This is a genomic window from Cedecea lapagei, from assembly GCF_900635955.1.
GTDB lineage: Bacteria > Pseudomonadota > Gammaproteobacteria > Enterobacterales > Enterobacteriaceae > Cedecea > Cedecea lapagei.
Genome location: NZ_LR134201.1, coordinates 655111 through 671551, shown reverse-complemented (window position 1 = coordinate 671551; position 16441 = coordinate 655111). Strand labels below are relative to the sequence as shown.

Annotated in this window: 14 protein-coding genes; 7 read left to right on the top strand and 7 right to left on the bottom strand. The window is 56.1% G+C overall.

What is annotated here, in order from left to right:
- Nucleotides 1-181 precede the first annotated feature (181 nt).
- From thyA to rppH, 4 genes are all read right to left on the bottom strand, one after another.
- Complete coding sequence (gene thyA / locus EL098_RS03405; RefSeq protein ID WP_061274860.1) at nt 182-976, bottom strand: thymidylate synthase; 795 nt, start codon at nt 974-976, stop codon at nt 182-184.
- Between the two features lie 6 nt (nt 977-982).
- Nucleotides 983-1858 (bottom strand): prolipoprotein diacylglyceryl transferase, encoded by an 876-nt coding sequence (gene lgt / locus EL098_RS03400; protein WP_126354782.1) that lies wholly within the window; start codon nt 1856-1858, stop codon nt 983-985.
- A 175-nt stretch (nt 1859-2033) separates the two neighbouring features.
- A complete protein-coding gene (gene ptsP / locus EL098_RS03395) occupies nt 2034-4280 on the bottom strand; it encodes a phosphoenolpyruvate--protein phosphotransferase (RefSeq protein ID WP_126354780.1) in 2247 nt (748 codons plus the stop codon).
- A gap of 12 nt (nt 4281-4292) precedes the next feature.
- Nucleotides 4293-4823 carry an RNA pyrophosphohydrolase gene (gene rppH / locus EL098_RS03390; protein ID WP_008458467.1) on the bottom strand — a complete coding sequence of 177 codons (531 nt, stop codon included), beginning with the start codon at nt 4821-4823 and terminating at the stop codon, nt 4293-4295.
- Nucleotides 4824-5264: 441 nt separating this feature from the next.
- On the opposite strand from rppH, the gene EL098_RS23365 reads away from it, so the two are divergent.
- The 4 genes from EL098_RS23365 to EL098_RS03375 all read left to right on the top strand — a co-directional run bounded on the left by EL098_RS23365 (nt 5265) and on the right by EL098_RS03375 (nt 7758).
- Complete coding sequence (locus EL098_RS23365) at nt 5265-5399, top strand: hypothetical protein (protein WP_408609097.1); 135 nt, start codon at nt 5265-5267, stop codon at nt 5397-5399.
- 110 nt (nt 5400-5509) lie between these two features.
- Nucleotides 5510-6196 (top strand): DNA mismatch repair endonuclease MutH, encoded by a 687-nt coding sequence (gene mutH / locus EL098_RS03385; protein ID WP_126354778.1) that lies wholly within the window; start codon nt 5510-5512, stop codon nt 6194-6196.
- 159 nt (nt 6197-6355) lie between these two features.
- Nucleotides 6356-6574, top strand: coding sequence for a YgdI/YgdR family lipoprotein (locus tag EL098_RS03380; RefSeq protein WP_126354776.1), 219 nt, complete (start codon nt 6356-6358; stop codon nt 6572-6574).
- A 140-nt stretch (nt 6575-6714) separates the two neighbouring features.
- Entirely contained in the window at nt 6715-7758 is a 1044-nt protein-coding gene (locus EL098_RS03375) for an NADP(H)-dependent aldo-keto reductase (protein WP_126354774.1), read from the top strand.
- 181 nt (nt 7759-7939) lie between these two features.
- On the opposite strand, the gene lplT is transcribed toward EL098_RS03375, so the two are convergent.
- Nucleotides 7940-9136 (bottom strand): lysophospholipid transporter LplT, encoded by a 1197-nt coding sequence (lplT, locus tag EL098_RS03370; RefSeq protein ID WP_126354772.1) that lies wholly within the window; start codon nt 9134-9136, stop codon nt 7940-7942.
- Complete coding sequence (aas, locus tag EL098_RS03365; protein ID WP_126354770.1) at nt 9129-11288, bottom strand: bifunctional acyl-ACP--phospholipid O-acyltransferase/long-chain-fatty-acid--ACP ligase; 2160 nt, start codon at nt 11286-11288, stop codon at nt 9129-9131. The genes lplT and aas overlap by 8 nt, the downstream gene beginning before the upstream one ends.
- A 662-nt stretch (nt 11289-11950) precedes the next feature.
- Between aas and galR the strand changes: the two genes are divergently transcribed.
- Together galR and EL098_RS03355 are read left to right on the top strand one after the other, a co-directional pair.
- A complete protein-coding gene (gene galR, locus EL098_RS03360) occupies nt 11951-12961 on the top strand; it encodes an HTH-type transcriptional regulator GalR (RefSeq protein WP_126354768.1) in 1011 nt (336 codons plus the stop codon).
- Between the two features lie 112 nt (nt 12962-13073).
- Nucleotides 13074-14105, top strand: coding sequence for a LacI family DNA-binding transcriptional regulator (locus tag EL098_RS03355; protein WP_126354766.1), 1032 nt, complete (start codon nt 13074-13076; stop codon nt 14103-14105).
- On the opposite strand, the gene lysA is transcribed toward EL098_RS03355, so the two are convergent.
- A complete protein-coding gene (gene lysA, locus EL098_RS03350; RefSeq protein WP_126354765.1) occupies nt 14097-15359 on the bottom strand; it encodes a diaminopimelate decarboxylase in 1263 nt (420 codons plus the stop codon). The two genes, EL098_RS03355 and lysA, sit on opposite strands and share 9 nt — an antisense overlap.
- Before the next feature lie 158 nt (nt 15360-15517).
- On the opposite strand from lysA, the gene EL098_RS03345 reads away from it, so the two are divergent.
- Nucleotides 15518-16441 carry a LysR family transcriptional regulator gene (locus EL098_RS03345; protein ID WP_126354763.1) on the top strand — a complete coding sequence of 308 codons (924 nt, stop codon included), beginning with the start codon at nt 15518-15520 and terminating at the stop codon, nt 16439-16441.

Sequence of the window (16441 nt, the reverse complement as noted above, 5' to 3'; positions counted from 1 at the left end):
GAAAGTGTGGCAGCGGCGTTCAAAACCACCAGAGTGAAAGCGCAAAGATGCGGCAAATGCTGAAGGATATTTGAGGAGTTACAGCGATTTTCATGGCCGCTGGAATCAGTGCCGTAAAAGAGAAATTGGGGTAAAAAAAACCGACGCACAAAGGCGTCGGCTCTGTCACGCTGTCGGCAAGTTAGATAGCCACAGGCGCTTTGATCGCCGGATGCGGATCGTAGCCTTCAATCTCGAAGTCTTCAAAGCGGTAATCAAACAGCGACTCAGGTTTGCGCTTGATAACCAGCTTAGGCAACGCACGCGGCTCACGGGTGAGCTGCAGACGAGTCTGTTCAAGGTGGTTGCTGTAAAGGTGCGTGTCGCCACCGGTCCAGACGAAGTCACCCACTTCCAGGTCACACTGCTGCGCCATCATATGCACCAGCAGCGCGTAGCTGGCGATGTTGAACGGCAGCCCAAGGAAGATATCGCAGGAGCGCTGGTAAAGCTGACAGGAGAGCTTGCCGTCGGCCACGTAGAACTGGAAGAAAGCGTGGCAAGGCGCCAGCGCCATCTTGTCCAGCTCACCCACGTTCCATGCAGAGACGATGATGCGCCGGGAATCCGGGTCGTTTTTCAGCTGGTTCAGCACGGTGGTCAGCTGGTCGATATAGCGTCCGTCAGGCGCTGCCCATGAGCGCCACTGCTTGCCGTAAACCGGACCGAGATCGCCGTTTTCATCCGCCCATTCGTCCCAAATCGTCACCTTGTTTTCTTTCAGGTAGGCGATATTGGTATCCCCGTTAAGGAACCACAGCAGCTCATGAATAATCGAACGCAGGTGACATTTTTTGGTGGTAACCAGCGGGAAACCTTCCTGCAGGTTAAAGCGCATTTGATGCCCAAAAATAGACAACGTGCCGGTACCGGTACGGTCCGCTTTCGGCGTGCCCTCTTCGAGCACTTTTTTCATCAAATCAAGATACTGTTTCATGTCACCTCACGAAGGTTGCTGCTGTGGACGGCGGCGATAAGCCCAAACCATCATAATGATACCGGCAACAATCATCGGAATCGACAGGATCTGCCCCATGCTGATGTACTGCACCCAGGTGCCGGTGAACTGCGCATCCGGCTGGCGGAAGAATTCCACGATGATGCGGAACGCGCCGTAGCCAATCAGGAACAGGCCAGACACCGACCCCATCGGGCGAGGTTTGCGAATAAACAGGTTCAGGATGATGAACAGCACAACCCCTTCCAGCGCCAGCTCATAAAGCTGCGACGGGTGGCGTGGCAGCACGCCGTAGGTGTTGAACAGCGATTGCCATTCCGGGTGCGTCGCCAGCAGGCCAACGTCTTCGCTACGGGAGCCAGGGAACAGCATGGCGAAGCGGAAGTTCGGATCAACGCGGCCCCAGAGTTCGCCGTTGATGAAGTTGCCGAGGCGGCCAGCGCCAAGGCCAAACGGGATCAGCGGGGCAATAAAGTCAGAGACCTGGAAGAAGGTGCGTTTGGTGCGGCGCGCGAACCAGATCATGACGCAGATAACGCCGATAAGCCCGCCGTGGAAGGACATGCCGCCGTCCCAGACTTTAAACAGGTACAGCGGATCGGCCAGGAAGACCGGCAGGTTGTAGAAGAAGACATAACCCAGACGCCCGCCCAGGAACACGCCCAGGAATCCGGCATACAGCAGGTTTTCTACTTCATTTTTGGTCCAGCCACTGCCAGGACGGCTGGCGCGGCGCCCGGCAAGCCACATGGCAAACACGAACCCCACCAGATACATGAGTCCGTACCAGTGGAGGGAAACCGGCCCGATGGAGAAGAGCACCGGGTCAAATTCAGGGAAACGCAGATAGCCACTATTCATCTGTCACCACAAGCTATTGTTACCCCACCCAAAAATAAAAGGTGGGTGGCAAGTACGCACCGCTATCGATGCGCTCCGAAAGCAGCGGATCATAGCACAAACGGCCTGGGTGATTGATTATGGAAGTTGTAAAAGATGTGTAATGTCCCGGGGATGCCGGGACATTGTGAGGAAGTTAGCGTCCGCCTCGGATCAGGCCGCCCATGCCACGCCGCTCCATAAAGGCCGCCACCTGGTGGCGAACTTCGGTGGCCATCTGCGCTTCCAGGCTACGCTGGGCAAGGGTTTCAGCCTCTTCAAGCTGGATGTGGCGCAGCAGATATTTAATACGCGCCACAGAGCGGCCGTTCATCGAAAGATGGCGGTACCCCATCCCCACAAGAATCGCGACGCACATCGGGTCACCGGCCATCTCACCGCACAGGCACAGGTCAATGTTATAGCGCTCCGCCTCGCGGGCAATCAGGTTGAGCGTGCGCAACATTGCCGGATGCAGGCTGTCGTAGAGGCTGGCAACCCGGGTATTGTTACGATCGACAGCCAGCAGGTACTGAGTGAGGTCGTTCGTCCCCACCGAGATAAAATCAATGCGCCCGGCCAGATGCCCCAGCATGAACACCATCGAAGGCACCTCAACCATCACGCCAAGCCTTAACCTGGGCAGCGGATAACCTAATTCCTCTTCCACCTCTCGCCCGGCGCGGTCGATCAGTCTACGGGCATCGTCGATCTCATCGATGCTGGTGATCATCGGCAGCAGGATACTGAGGTTCCCCGTCGCCACATTCGCCCGCAGCATGGCGCGAACCTGGATCAGGAAGATCTCCGGCTGGTCCAGCGTGATACGGATGCCGCGCCAGCCAAGACAAGGGTTCTCTTCGCTGATGGGCATATAGGGCAGCTGTTTATCGGCTCCCACATCCAGCGTACGCAGCGTCACGGGCTTGTCGTTAAACATCTGCAGCATGCCCTGATATTGCGCCACCTGCTCCTCTTCTGACGGGAAGCCGCTCTGCAGCATAAACGGGATTTCGGTGCGGTAGAGGCCGATACCGTCGATGCGGCTGCCAAGCTGCTCTTCATGTTCAGGGCTAAGCCCCGCATTCAGCATCACCTGGACCCGCTCCCCGCTTTTTAAGGCGGCGGGCTGCTCAACGTCGTCTTCAGCCAGCCGGCTGAGTTCGTTCTCTTCGCTGACCAGCCGCTGGTATTCCTGCAGCAGCACCGGCTCAGGATCGACAAGCAATTCGCCGCGATAGCCGTCCACCACCAGCATGCGGCGGTGGAGCACTGAAGGCTGGATATCCGCCCCCATCACGGTTGGGATGCCGAGCGCCCGCACCATGATGGCTGCATGGGAGTTTGCCGCTCCGTCGCGCACGACTACGCCCGCAAGGCGTTTCTGCGGCAGCTCGGCAAGGGTGGTGGCAGAAAGCTCATCAGCCACCAGAACAAAGCGCTCGGGCCAGGTATTCGGGCTCTGAATTGTGTCATCGAGATGGAACAGCAGGCGCTGCCCCAGCGTTTTGAGGTCTCCCGCCCGCTCTTTCAGGTAGCTGTCTGAAAGGCTGGCAAACTGTTCGGCAAACTTCTCCACAACCGTTTTTACCGCCCATTCCGCCACGAGGCCTTTATCCACCTCGGCAAAAAGCTCACGGCGGAGGCGCGCGTCGGTTAACAGGTGCGAGTAAAGATCGAAGATAGCCGCGGTCTCTTTCTGAGCACCGGCGGCAAAACGCTTGCTGTAGCGGCGAAACTCCCCGGAAGCCTCTTCCAGCGCGGCGGTCAGACGCTCACGCTCAAGCGCCGTATCCAGCGTCGAGGCTTCAAAAACCTGCTCCATCAGCGGGACGGTGGTGTCCATCCAGCCTTCAGCGATGGCAACGCCTGGAGAGGCGGGCAGCGCGCGAATGCGGGTCTGACGATACTGCCCGAACAGCGCCGCTAGCTGAGACTGGGATAAAATTCCGGCCATCTGCGTCGCCAGCGTGACGAGGAAAGACTCTTCGCTTTCATCGTACTGGCGATGTTCGCGCTGCTGGACAACCAGGACCCCCAGCAGCTGACGCCGCTGAATAATTGGCACGCCGAGGAACGCGCGGAAGCGCTCCTCTTTAACGGCAGGAACATATTTAAAACTGGGGTGCTTTTGCGCGTCGGCAAGGTTAATCGGCTCCGCGAGCCGCCCGACCAGGCCCACAATACCTTCATCAAAGGCAAGCGTGACGGTACGACCGCGCGGTTTTTTTAACCCGCGCGTCGCCATAAGGTAAAAGCAGCGGCGCTCATGATCGGCGAGATAAACCGAGCAAACCTCGGTGTCCATCGCAAGGCAGATATCCGTCACCAGGATATCCAGCGCCTCATTGAGGCGCGGGGCGCTGGCGACCTTTTCGACTATTTCTCGCAGACGGGTGAGCATTTTTCGCGTGACTTAACCTCTTTTACGTCGCCAGGCCGGCGAGTTATTGCGTGGTGGCGTAACTTCCTGCAGCGGCATAACCACGCTGGCAAACTCTTTCATTACCCGGCGATAAACATCGCGCTTGAATGAAACAACCTGACGAACCGGATACCAATAACTGACCCAGCGCCAGCCATCAAACTCCGGCGTGCTGCTGGTTTGCATATTGATCTCACCGTCGCTGCTCAGCAACTGCAAAAGAAACCATTTTTGTTTTTGGCCGATACAAACCGGCTTTGTGTCCCAACGCACCAAACGTTTAGGTAATTTGTAACGCAACCAGTTACGGGTCGAGGCAAGAATGCGAACGTCTTTTCTTTGCAAGCCGACTTCTTCGAAAAGCTCCCGGTACATTGCCTGTTCAGCGGATTCGCCAGGATTAATGCCCCCCTGAGGAAATTGCCAGGAATGTTGGCCGAAGCGTCGCGCCCACATCACCTGTCCCTGCCGATTACATATTACGATCCCAACGTTGGGGCGGTAGCCATCATCATCGATCACCGGACTACCTCAAAACAAACTTAGATTGCATCGATTGTTTCATACAAGTGTCAGGCGGTAAACCACTCTCTGGGCGGTGCCTGTATGGAATAACATTTGAATAACTCACAAAAGAGACCCGGGTTATAAACAGGGACGGTCAAAACCGGCCGTTTTATTCACTTTTTCTGTGGATATAACTGTGAAGAACTACCGAATACCATCGGGACAACTCGGGACAAGTAAAATCAGGAGCAATCCGAACGACTCTTAAAGTGCTTATATTTCATAATCATACCGCCATAAAAATGACACGCAGCGTTCATAATGTGACGATCGTCACATACGAGGATCGCCAACTGATGAAAGATCGAGCAATGACGTTTTTATCCACAGATTGTGCAAACAAGTTAGGCACAAATCGGTGAAAAATTGGTTTTTAGCGCCTCGTCAAGGCTGTAAATGGAACCAGTAGTCGGCCTTTTTCCCAGTTATCCCACTTTTCTGTGGATAACATGGTGTAAGATCCTGTTCATTGTCAGTGACCAGATTTGGAAAAGCTTTTTTCAGGTCGGCAGGGCGAAACGGCAGGCTTAAAAAAATCATTATAAATCAGAATATTGTTAATCTTATCCTCAGACGGCTAAACTAAACGTTCGCTGTGAACAAAGTGCGTTCATTTTTTAACCAAAAAACATCAACGAGTTATGCAACCGATACGTCCCCTGATTACGCCCCCAACCTCAGAAGAAGAACTGCTTCAGCAGGCCCGGCGGGTTGCCGGTTATACCCTGGGAGAGCTGTCGGCCTGCGCCGGTCTACAAACGCCCAAAGACCTGAAAAGAGATAAGGGCTGGATTGGCGTTTTACTGGAGCTGTGGCTGGGCGCCAGCGCTGGCAGCAAACCCGAGCAGGACTTCGCTAATCTCGGTATCGAGCTTAAAACGATCCCGGTTGATAGCCTCGGCCGCCCGCTGGAAACCACCTTCGTCTGCGTTGCCCCTTTAACCGGCAACAGCGGCGTTGTCTGGGAAACCAGCCACGTGCGGCATAAGCTCAAGCGCGTACTGTGGATCCCCGTCGAAGGCGAAAGGCAGATTCCGCTGGCCGAACGGCACGTTGGCTCTCCGTTGCTCTGGAGCCCCTCGGAAGAGGAAGAGCGCCAGCTACGCCTGGACTGGGAAGAACTGATGGATTTGATCGTGCTGGGACAGGTCGAGCGCATTACCGCCCGCCACGGCGAGGTGCTACAGCTGCGGCCAAAAGCCGCCAACAGTCGTGCGCTGACTGAGGCTATCGGCGCCGACGGGTCGCCGGTTCTCACTCTGCCACGCGGCTTTTATCTAAAGAAAAACTTCACCGCAGCGCTGCTCGCACGGCACTTCACGCTTTAATCACCGCTGAAGGGGGAATGAATCCAGGTTTCTGTCAGCAGAGGCCGGATAATGTTACATTTGAGTCGTCCTATTAAGAATTTGCTGCTTTCCTTCCCCAGCTCGTCAGGTTATTACTAGACTTATTAACGGGATCCCTTCCTGACGAGGAACATAACGATGACAAAATGGGCAGTAGCAATCTCCGCTATTGGTCTTGCCTTTGCCGTATCAGGCTGCAGCAGTGACTATGTAATGGCGACAAAAGATGGACGAATGATTTTGACCGAAGGTAAACCTAAGGTTGATGAAGATACCGGCCTGGTGAGTTACCGCGACCAGCAGGGCAACGAGCTGCAGATCAACCGCAACGACATCTCTCAGATTATCGAACGCTAATCCCCCGGGTCAGCCCGTCGGCTGGCCTGATGACTTTTCTTGCTTCCCCTCTTTCGCTTTTTCTCCGCCTCTGCCATGTTTATAGACCTTTTGTCGGGTAACGATGCCTGACGCAGTCAAAAGAACACAGGAAGCCGGCTATGCACTATCACCGTATCCCCCACAGTTCACTTGAAATCAGCACGCTGGGGCTGGGAACCATGACTTTTGGTGAGCAAAACAGCGAAGCCGATGCTCACCAGCAGCTTGATTATGCCGTCAGTCAGGGTGTTAACCTGATTGACGTCGCGGAGATGTACCCGGTGCCACCGCGCCCGGAAACCCAGGGCTTAACGGAGAGTTATGTAGGCAACTGGCTCAAAGCACGCGGCAACCGCGAGAAACTAGTCATCGCGTCTAAGGTCAGCGGCCCGGCCCGTAATAACGACGCCGGCATCCGCCCTAACCAGATCCTCGACAGGAAAAACATCCGTGAAGCGCTGGACGCCAGCCTCAAGCGTCTGCAAACCGATTATCTCGATCTCTATCAGGTGCACTGGCCGCAGCGTCAGACCAACATGTTTGGCAAGCTCGGCTACACCTGGAATGACACGACTTCGCTGCCGGTAACGCTGCTGGAAACGCTTGAAGCCCTGGCCGAATGCCAGCGAGCCGGGAAGATCCGCTACATCGGCGTCTCAAACGAAACGGCCTGGGGCGTCATGCGCTACCTGCAGCTCGCAGAAAGACACGACCTGCCGCGTATCGTGACCATTCAAAACCCGTACAGCCTGTTAAACCGCAGCTTTGAAGTGGGCCTGTCTGAGGTCAGCCAGCACGAGGGCGTTGAGCTGCTCGCGTATTCCTGCCTCGCCTTTGGCGTACTGTCAGGCAAGTACCTGAACGGGGCCAAACCGGCGGGGGCTCGCAACACGCTCTTTAGCCGCTTCACCCGCTACAGCAGCGAGCAGTCACAGAAAGCCGTTGCGGCCTACGTCGAGATAGCTAAACGCCATAATCTTGACCCATCGCAGATGGCGCTGGCCTTCGTTCGCCGTCAGCCATTTGTCGCCAGCACGCTGCTCGGCGCCACCACAATGGAACAGCTGAAGACCAACCTTGAAAGCCTCAATCTGACGTTAAGCGAAGAGGTCATTGAGGAGATTGAAGCGGCGCATCGGATCTATACCTATCCTGCCCCGTAAAAAATTAAGGCCCTCTTTGAGGGCCTTGAGACTGCTGACAAAGTTCATTGACCTTAAAAGGCCCCCACTGTGGTCTAATAAAAACAATGAATTATCTTCTCTGGTTTGCCCCAAACAGTCGAAAACCACGTTTTTCGACTGTTTGTCATCAATCTGAAGGCCCTCTTTGAGGGCCTTTTCACTATTTCTGCTTGATTTGCCACAGCCACAGCGCGCTAATCGCCAGCGCAAACACCGCGCCAAAACCCACGCCAATTCCAACGATGGAAGCGCCGGTTTTCACCGCCAGCGAGAACAGGCCAAGCATCAAAAGCATGGCGGTATTTTCGCCCAGATTTTGCACTGCAATCGCGTTGCCTGCGCCCACGGTGTGCTTGCCGCGTTCCTGCAGCAGCGCGTTAAGCGGCACCACGAAGAAACCGCCTAACAGGCCTATCAGCACCAGCAAAGCATAGGAAGGCAGCAGTGAATGCTGGAGCGCAAATATCAGCACTCCGACGCCAATTAAAATACCTGCTGGCATACAGCGAGCGACCGTTTCCAGCGTCACCAGCTTAGCCGCGGCCCCGGCGCCCACCACAATCCCGACCGCCACCATCGCATTCAGATAGGTAGGCGTCGCGTTATCCGTAATCCCCAAAGCAACCGGCACCCACAGCACCAGCAGGAAACGCAGCGTAACGCCCGCGCCCCAGAACAAGCTGGTGCCGACCAAAGAGAAGCGCGTTTCCCCGCTTCGCCACAGGCTACGGCAGGCGGAAAAGAAACTGTGCGTCATCGGCTTAAAGCGCCATGACTGGCCGGGACGTGCAGCGGCAAGTTTAGGGATAAATATGTTGGCAATAACCGCCCCGCCGTAGACCAGAGCACAGACCACCAGCGCTACCGTCAGGTTCCAGTCCGCGAGCACCCCACCCGCTACCGAGCCAAGCAGGATCGCCGCAATGGTGGAGGATTCCATCAAGCCATTGGCCTTCACCAGCCGGTCGCCGGTGGTGAGCTCGCCGAGAATGCCATATTTAGCGGGGGAATAAGCTGCTGCGCCAATCCCCACAAGGGTATAGCCGACAAAGGGATTCAGCCCCAGCGCAATCACCGCCGCACCGACGAGCTTCATGCTGTTTGCCAGCATCATTACCCGTCCTTTGGCAAAGCTGTCGGCCACCTGCCCCACAAACGGTGCAAACAGGATGTAGGCACCGACAAACACCATCTGCAGTACCGGCTGACTCCAGTCCGGGTAAAACTGCTGCTTGAGCACCGCAAGCGTCGCGAACAGCAGCGCATTGTCGCCAAAGGCTGATAAAAACTGCGCAGCGGTCACCGCCATCATGCCCCGTGACCACAAAGAACCGCTATTGCCAGCCTGTTCAGCCATTAGCCTTCTCCGCTTCATCAACCTGCGCTTTGAGGGTGACAAAATCTGGTTTTCCGCTGCCCAGTACCGGCAGCTGTTTGAGGAAGCGAATATCGCGAGGTACCGCAAGCTCCGGCACGCCGTGCTCGCGCGCATAGTGGAGAAGTTTCTCGCGGTTAAGATCGCTATCGGTTGTAAATAGCACCAGCGCTTCACCTTTAGCCGCATCGTGCTTCACCACCGTGGCATGCAGCTTGTCAGGAGAAATACCGATCGCCATCTGCTCAACCATCTCAAGCGACACCATCTCCCCGGCAATTTTGGCAAAGCGCTTTGCGCGCCCCTGAATCACGCAATAGCCCTGCTCGTCGAAGGTGACAATGTCGCCGGTGTCGTACCAGCCAGGCTCCATCTCGCCAAGACCATTTTCAGCCTCTGGCCGCTCCAGCACGCCCGGGTTTTCAACACGCAGATAGCCATTCATGATGTTTGGTCCTTTGAGCTGCAGTCTTCCGCCCTGCTCAATGCCAGGCACCGCCAGCAGGCGAGCGTCCATTGCCGGGAGAATTCGTCCCACCGTCCCCGGCTTAGCCGCCATCGGCACGTTGATAGACACGACTGGCGCACACTCGGTGACGCCGTAGCCTTCAAGAATGCGCAGGCCAAACTTGTCCTGCCACAGCTGTCTGGTGCTTTCCTGCAGTTTTTCTGCGCCGGCTACGACATAGCGCAGGCGGAAGAAATCATAAGGATTGGCAAAACGGGCGTAGTGACCGAGGAATGTCGAAGTGCCAAACACCACCGTGCAGTTGCGGTCGTAGATAAGCTCAGGCACCACGCGGTAGTGCAGCGGGCTTGGGTAAAGAAACACTTCCGCACCGGTCAGCAGCGGCGTAAACAGGCCGACCGTCAGGCCAAAAGAGTGGAATAGCGGCAGCGCGGACATAAAGCGGTCATCGGCGGTAAAATCCGCGATGGTACGAATCTGCTCGACGTTGGCCAGCAGGCTTTTATGGCTGTGCACCACCCCTTTTGGATTACCCTCCGAGCCGGAGGTAAACAGCACCATCGCCGCATCTTCCGGCTGCTGCTTCACCTGCGCCAGACGCGGGGCGAGCAGATGGGCAAAGATCCACGCTTTGTCCTTGGTCGTCACCGTAGACTTTAAATCTTCCAGATAGACCCAGCGTACCTGCGTCAGCTGTTCCGGCAGGTGCCAAAGTTTGCCCTTTTCCAGGAACTGGCGTGAGGTAAAGATGGTTTTGATTTGCGCTGCGGTAATGGCGCTGGTCAGCCCTTTTACGCCCGCCGTGTAATTCATCATTGCCGGAATTCGGCCGCGTGAGGACGCGCCAAATATCACCGCCGCGCTGATAGCCGCATTCGGCAGCATCAAACCGATGGTTTCGCCCTGCTGGCTGTATTTATCGAGAATACGGCCTACAAACAGCGTTTTTTTCAGCAGAGAGCTGTAAGTATCTGGCTTGAAGTTAATGTCTTCAATACAGTTTTTACGCGAACCGTAGCGATCTTTCGCCGCCAGCAGAGCCTCAAAGAGCGTCTCACGCGGGCGCACCGCCATTCGCGCTTCCATCATGATTTGATGCAGCATCTCGCCGGCCATTTTGCGCCGATCCCTTGCTCGCGGCGCTTCCGGCATAGCAATGGAAGTCGGCGGTAACAGACGCAGGGTAATGCGCGGGAAAGCCCGACGTTTTACCAGCCTCTTCAGGCGACTAAAGAAGGTCAGCTCCGCCCCGTCTATCCGTAAAGGCACAACCGTTGCCTGCGCTTTGGCCGCCACAAACCCGGCACCGTCGTAGATTTTCATCAATGAGCCGGTCACGCTAATGCGGCCTTCCGGGAAAATTACCACCGGACGGCCCTGCTCCACCAGACGCACTAGATGCTTGATCGACATCGGCTTTGTGGGATCCAGGGGAACAAAATCAATCAGCGGCTTGAGCCAGCGCATAAACCACTGCTGGCTGATAGAGGAGTAGACGGCAAATACCGGGCGTACCGGCAGAAAAAGCGCGACAAGGATCCCGTCAAGGAAAGAGACGTGGTTCGGAACAATAAGCACCCGCTGTAAATGAAGAACCTGCGGATCGCCGGAAAGGGTGACCCGGAACAGAATGCGGAATAGCGCGCGGAAAAAAGCAAAAAGCATAGCGACTCTCTTTGTCGTCTGTCGGCAAGCATTAAGTGTAGAGTCGAAGAGTACACCAGTTGCGTTAAGCGCGGGAGGGGGCTCAAAAAATGGCAAAAAAAAAACCTGCGCATCTGCGCAGGTTGGTGCAAAAGAATTGTACTCAGCAGAGTACCAGGAATTCTCACCAATCAATACCTCTGGGATCTGAATTGTCTCGTGCCGCGCGCAGTGAAGCCAGCGGCAAAAAGCAAAGGAATGAGCCCAAGTGCAACCAGGTGTTTAAATTATCGATTCTTGTTACAGCGGGCGGGATTCAGGCAAAAAAAAACCTGCGCATCCGCGCAGGTTGGTGTAATTCATAGGATCAGCAATAAGTTGCTGACTTCACCTATCAATACCTCTGGGACTACAAATGTAGCAGCGGCATCTTCATTTTAGCTACGCTGAAATCGCAACAGCGGACTGCAAAATGTAAGCAAAAATTTGGACAGAAACGTTTAAAAATCCGTAACATGCCTCGCAAAGAGGAATGCCGGCTCGCCAGGTGTAACGGTTACACTTCCTGGCCTTGATTTTGTTGATGTTTACGCTGCATTCGCCGGTTGTTGCCTTGCAGTCATCAGGGATTTCCGTAACACTAAACGCTGTGTAAACGATTACCCCTCGAAGGAAGGTCTTTCATGGCAACAATTAAGGATGTGGCTCGGCTTGCTGGTGTCTCTGTCGCCACGGTCTCCCGCGTAATCAACCACTCCCCAAAAGCCAGCGAGGCCTCAAAGCAGGCGGTGAACGACGCTATGGAAGCGCTCAATTATCACCCGAACGCCAACGCGCGGGCGCTTGCACAGCAGGCAACGGAAACCATCGGGCTGATCGTGGGCGACGTTTCCGATCCCTTCTTCGGCGCAATGGTGAAAGCCGTGGAACAGGTTGCCTACCGCACCGGTAACTTCCTGCTCATCGGCAACGGCTACCACAGCGAGCAAAAAGAGCGCCAGGCAATCGAACAGCTTATTCGCCACCGCAGCGCGGCGCTGGTGGTCCACGCCAAGAAACTCCCGGACGAAGAGCTGATCTCCCTGATGAAACAGATCCCCGGCATGGTGCTTATCAACCGCATCGTCCCCGGATTTGAGCAGCGCTGCGTTGCCCTCGATGACCGCTACGGAGCCTGGCTTGCCACCCGCCATTTAATTCAGCAGGGCCATACCCGCATCGGCTATATCTGCTCAAACCACCAGATCTCCGATGCGGAAGACCGCCTGCAGGGCTACTACGACGCTCTGCGTGAACACAATATTCCTGTTAACGAGCGTCTGGTGACCTTTGGCGAGCCCGATGAGAGCGGCGGCGAGCAGGCCCTGACCGAGCTGCTGGGGCGCGGCAAAAATTTTACCGCCGTGGCCTGCTACAACGATTCAATGGCCGCAGGGGCGATGGGCGTGCTGAACGACAACGGGATTGATGTTCCCGGCGAGATTTCGCTGATTGGCTTTGATGACGTGCTGATTTCACGCTACGTGCGCCCTAAACTAACGACGGTACGCTACCCGATTGTCACCATGGCAACTCAGGCGGCCGAACTCGCGCTGGCGCTGGCCGAAAACCTGCCGCTGCCGGAAATTACCCATATGTTCAGCCCGACGCTGGTGCGTCGCCACTCGGTCGTGTCCCCAAACGAAAACAGCTAAAGCGTGATCTGGTACGACAATTTGCAAGGCGAAACGGCAAGGCCGCTTGCGCTTCAAACTCCTGTGATAAACTGCTGGAAAACGCGACAGCGTCCAGATCGGGAAGGAAACAATGGTAACAATGTTAGATGTCTCGTTACGCGCAGGGGTTTCCAAAGCGACCGTATCTCGCGTGTTAAACGGCACCGGACAAGTTAAAGCAAGCACCCGCGAACAGGTGTTTAAGGCCATGGAAGAGCTGGGCTATAAGCCCAATTTTCTGGCTCGTTCGCTTGCTAACCGCAGCAGTAACAGCATCGGGCTGGTTGTCTCCACCTTTGATGGCTTCTATTTTGGCCGCCTTCTGCAGCAGGCTTCACGCCGGACGGAATTCTACGGCAAACAGCTGATCGTCACCGACGGGCACGATACGCCTGAAAAAGAGCTGGAAGCCGTGCAGATGCTGGCGGACAGACACTGCGACGCCATTGTTCTCTACACCCGTTTTATGAGCGAGCGGGCGCTGATGTCGCTGATGAACGCTATCCAGGTGCCGCTGGTAGTGATTAACCGGGATGTTACCCAGGCCCGTGAGCGCTGCGTCTTCTTCGAACAGCAGGATGCCGCCTTCCAGGCAACCGAATACCTGATTCAGCAGGGGCACAGAGAGATAGCCTGCATTACCGTGCCCATCTCCACCCCAACCGGCAAAGCGCGCCTGATGGGCTACCGCCAGGCGCTGCAAAAACACGGAATTGCGTGGGATGAAAACCGGGTAAAGTACGGGGATTCCAGCATGACCGAAGGGCACCATCTGTGCCAGGAGCTGCTGACCAGCGGCGTAACTTTTAGCGCCCTTTTCTCCTGCAACGACGATATGGCGCTCGGCGCCTCTAAAGCGCTGCACCAGGCCGGTATTCGCATTCCCCAGGATATTTCGCTGTTCGGTTTTGACGACGCGCCAAGCGCGCAGTGGCTGGAACCCGCGCTGTCATCCGTCTATCTGCCTATCGACAACATGATTATTACCGCCATCGATCAGGCCATTAAGCTGGCAAGCGGCGAGCCTCTCGAGCCAATCCCGCCGTTTGTGGGTACTCTGGTGCTGAGAGATTCCGTTGCCCCCGGCCCCTGGTTTGGGGCCGGAAGAAAGATCTCAAAGTAGTTCGAGCGCCAGCAGCTCCTGAATCGTCTGGCGACGGCGGATCAGGCGCGCGCTGCCGTTATCAAACAACACTTCCGGCAGCAGCGGGCGGCTATTGTAATTCGACGACATAGAAGCGCCGTATGCGCCGGTATCGTGCAGTACCAGGTAATCACCCGGTTTTACCGGCGGCAGCAGGCGGGTTTCCACTTTGCCGCCTTCCTGCTGGGTAAATACATCTCCGGACTCGCACAGCGGACCTGCAACCACCGTTTCAACCTGCTGGGCTGAAGTGAGGTCGCGGCCATCGCCAGCCAGCGCGGAAATATGGTGATAGCTGCCGTACATAGACGGGCGCATAAGATCGTTGAAACCAGCATCGATCAGTACAAAATGGCGGGATCCCATATCTTTCACCGCGCGAACTTCAGAGACCAGCACGCCAGCTTCCGCTACCAGGAATCGACCCGGCTCGATCTCCAGCTTCACCGGGTGCCCCAAATGAGCCGCGATCTTTTCACGAGCGGCATTCCACAAACCGTAGTAATGACCGGTGTCGATAGTTTCTTCGCCTTCACGGTAAGGAATAGACAGCCCGCCGCCGGCAGAAATAGCCTCAAGATCCTGACCAAAGTCGATCACCTGCTGCACCATCGCGCCGCACACCTGCTCGAGGTGACCATAGTCCACTCCTGACCCGATGTGCATATGAATCCCCACCAGTTGGATGCCGTAGCGCTGCATAGCTTCCAGCGCTTTTGGCATATCGCTCAGCCAGATACCGTGTTTGCTGTTCTCACCGCCGGTATTGGTTTTTTGGCTGTGTCCATGGCCAAAACCTGGGTTAATTCGCAGCCAGACGCGGTGCCCCGGCGATACTTCGCCAAGCTGATGAAGCATATCCACGGACCCGATATTGACCGGGATTTTCTGCTCTGCTACCAGCGCCAGCGTGGCGTTATCGATCACGTCGGCGGTGAAAACAATATCGTCCGCGTTTTCCAGCGGCTTATAGCCTGCAGCCAGCGCACGTTCGATTTCCCCTGCAGACACCGAATCCACCTTCACACCCTGCTCGCGCATCAGCTTTAAGATATGAATATTCGAGCACGCCTTCTGGGCGAAACGAATCACATCAAACTGGCGCAGCTGAGCAATCTGCTGGCGAATAATCTCAGCGTCATACACCCAGACCGGGCAGCCAAATTCGGCGGGCAGGGCCAGCAAGTTTTGCGCATTCAGCGCGGTGGTAGTGTCGTGCAGCGAGCGTGGCATGGTGAACTCCGGATAAAGATCGTTTTCCCTATTACGCCACAGAGATCAGGTGATAAAAAATATCGTTTTCTGGCGAGGCTATTCAAATATGATATGGTTTAGAGAATAACCCTCGCCTTACAGGCGTGAGGATAAATAAGATCTGCGGACAAAAAAACATGCCGGCCATCAACCTGCGCCACATCGAAATCTTTCACGCCGTGATGACGGCGGGCAACCTGACCGAGGCGGCCGGACTGCTGCACACTTCCCAGCCCACGGTCAGCCGGGAGCTGGCACGCTTTGAAAAGCTTATTGGTCTCCAGCTCTTCGAGCGCAGCCGAGGTCGACTTTACCCCACAGTTCAGGGCCTGCGGCTTTTTGAAGAGGTGCAGCGATCCTGGTACGGGCTGGATCGCATCCTTAGCGCGGCGGAAAGCCTGCGGGAGTTCCGCCAGGGTGAGCTCTCCATCGCCTGTCTGCCGGTCTTTTCACAATCTTTTCTGCCGCGCCTGATGCAAACCTTCCTGGCCCGCTACCCGGATCTCAGCATGAATATCGTGCCGCAAGAGTCGCCGCTGCTGGAAGAGTGGCTCTCCGCCCAGCGCCACGACCTCGGGCTGACGGAAAACGTGACTACGCCAGCCGGAACAGAACGGCAGACGCTGCTGACCCTCAACGAAGTTTGCGTGCTGCCTGCCGGGCATGCCTTAGCCGGAAAGGATGAGCTAACGCCACAGGATTTTGCCGGAGAAAATTACATCAGCCTGTCGCGCACCGACAGCTATCGGCAGCTGCTGGACTCGCTGTTTCAGGAGCATGATGTAAAAAGAAGAATGGTGGTGGAAACCCACAGCGCCGCGTCCGTCTGCGCGATGGTGCAGGCCGGCGCCGGGGTCTCTATCGTCAACCCGCTGACCGCGCTCGATTATCACCAGCGGGGCGTGGTCGTGCGCAGATTCAGCGTTGCGGTGCCTTTTACCGTCAGCCTGATCCGGCCTTTACACCGCCCGGCCTCTGCGCTGGTCAGCGCATTCAGCGAGCACCTACAGAGCAGTATGCATCTGTACAGTGACCCGCTAAACGCGCTGCTTAACCGCTAG

Coding starts and splice junctions, on each gene's coding strand:
- EL098_RS03355 (WP_126354766.1), top strand. CDS start 13,074: ATGGTAACAATGTTAGATGTCTCGTTACGCGCAGGGGTTTCCAAAGCG.
- EL098_RS03345 (WP_126354763.1), top strand. CDS start 15,518: ATGCCGGCCATCAACCTGCGCCACATCGAAATCTTTCACGCCGTGATG.
- thyA (WP_061274860.1), bottom strand. CDS start 976: ATGAAACAGTATCTTGATTTGATGAAAAAAGTGCTCGAAGAGGGCACG.
- EL098_RS03380 (WP_126354776.1), top strand. CDS start 6,356: ATGACAAAATGGGCAGTAGCAATCTCCGCTATTGGTCTTGCCTTTGCC.
- lplT (WP_126354772.1), bottom strand. CDS start 9,136: ATGGCTGAACAGGCTGGCAATAGCGGTTCTTTGTGGTCACGGGGCATG.
- EL098_RS03375 (WP_126354774.1), top strand. CDS start 6,715: ATGCACTATCACCGTATCCCCCACAGTTCACTTGAAATCAGCACGCTG.
- lgt (WP_126354782.1), bottom strand. CDS start 1,858: ATGAATAGTGGCTATCTGCGTTTCCCTGAATTTGACCCGGTGCTCTTC.
- EL098_RS23365 (WP_408609097.1), top strand. CDS start 5,265: ATGGAACCAGTAGTCGGCCTTTTTCCCAGTTATCCCACTTTTCTGTGG.
- ptsP (WP_126354780.1), bottom strand. CDS start 4,280: ATGCTCACCCGTCTGCGAGAAATAGTCGAAAAGGTCGCCAGCGCCCCG.
- mutH (WP_126354778.1), top strand. CDS start 5,510: ATGCAACCGATACGTCCCCTGATTACGCCCCCAACCTCAGAAGAAGAA.
- aas (WP_126354770.1), bottom strand. CDS start 11,288: ATGCTTTTTGCTTTTTTCCGCGCGCTATTCCGCATTCTGTTCCGGGTC.
- lysA (WP_126354765.1), bottom strand. CDS start 15,359: ATGCCACGCTCGCTGCACGACACTACCACCGCGCTGAATGCGCAAAAC.
- galR (WP_126354768.1), top strand. CDS start 11,951: ATGGCAACAATTAAGGATGTGGCTCGGCTTGCTGGTGTCTCTGTCGCC.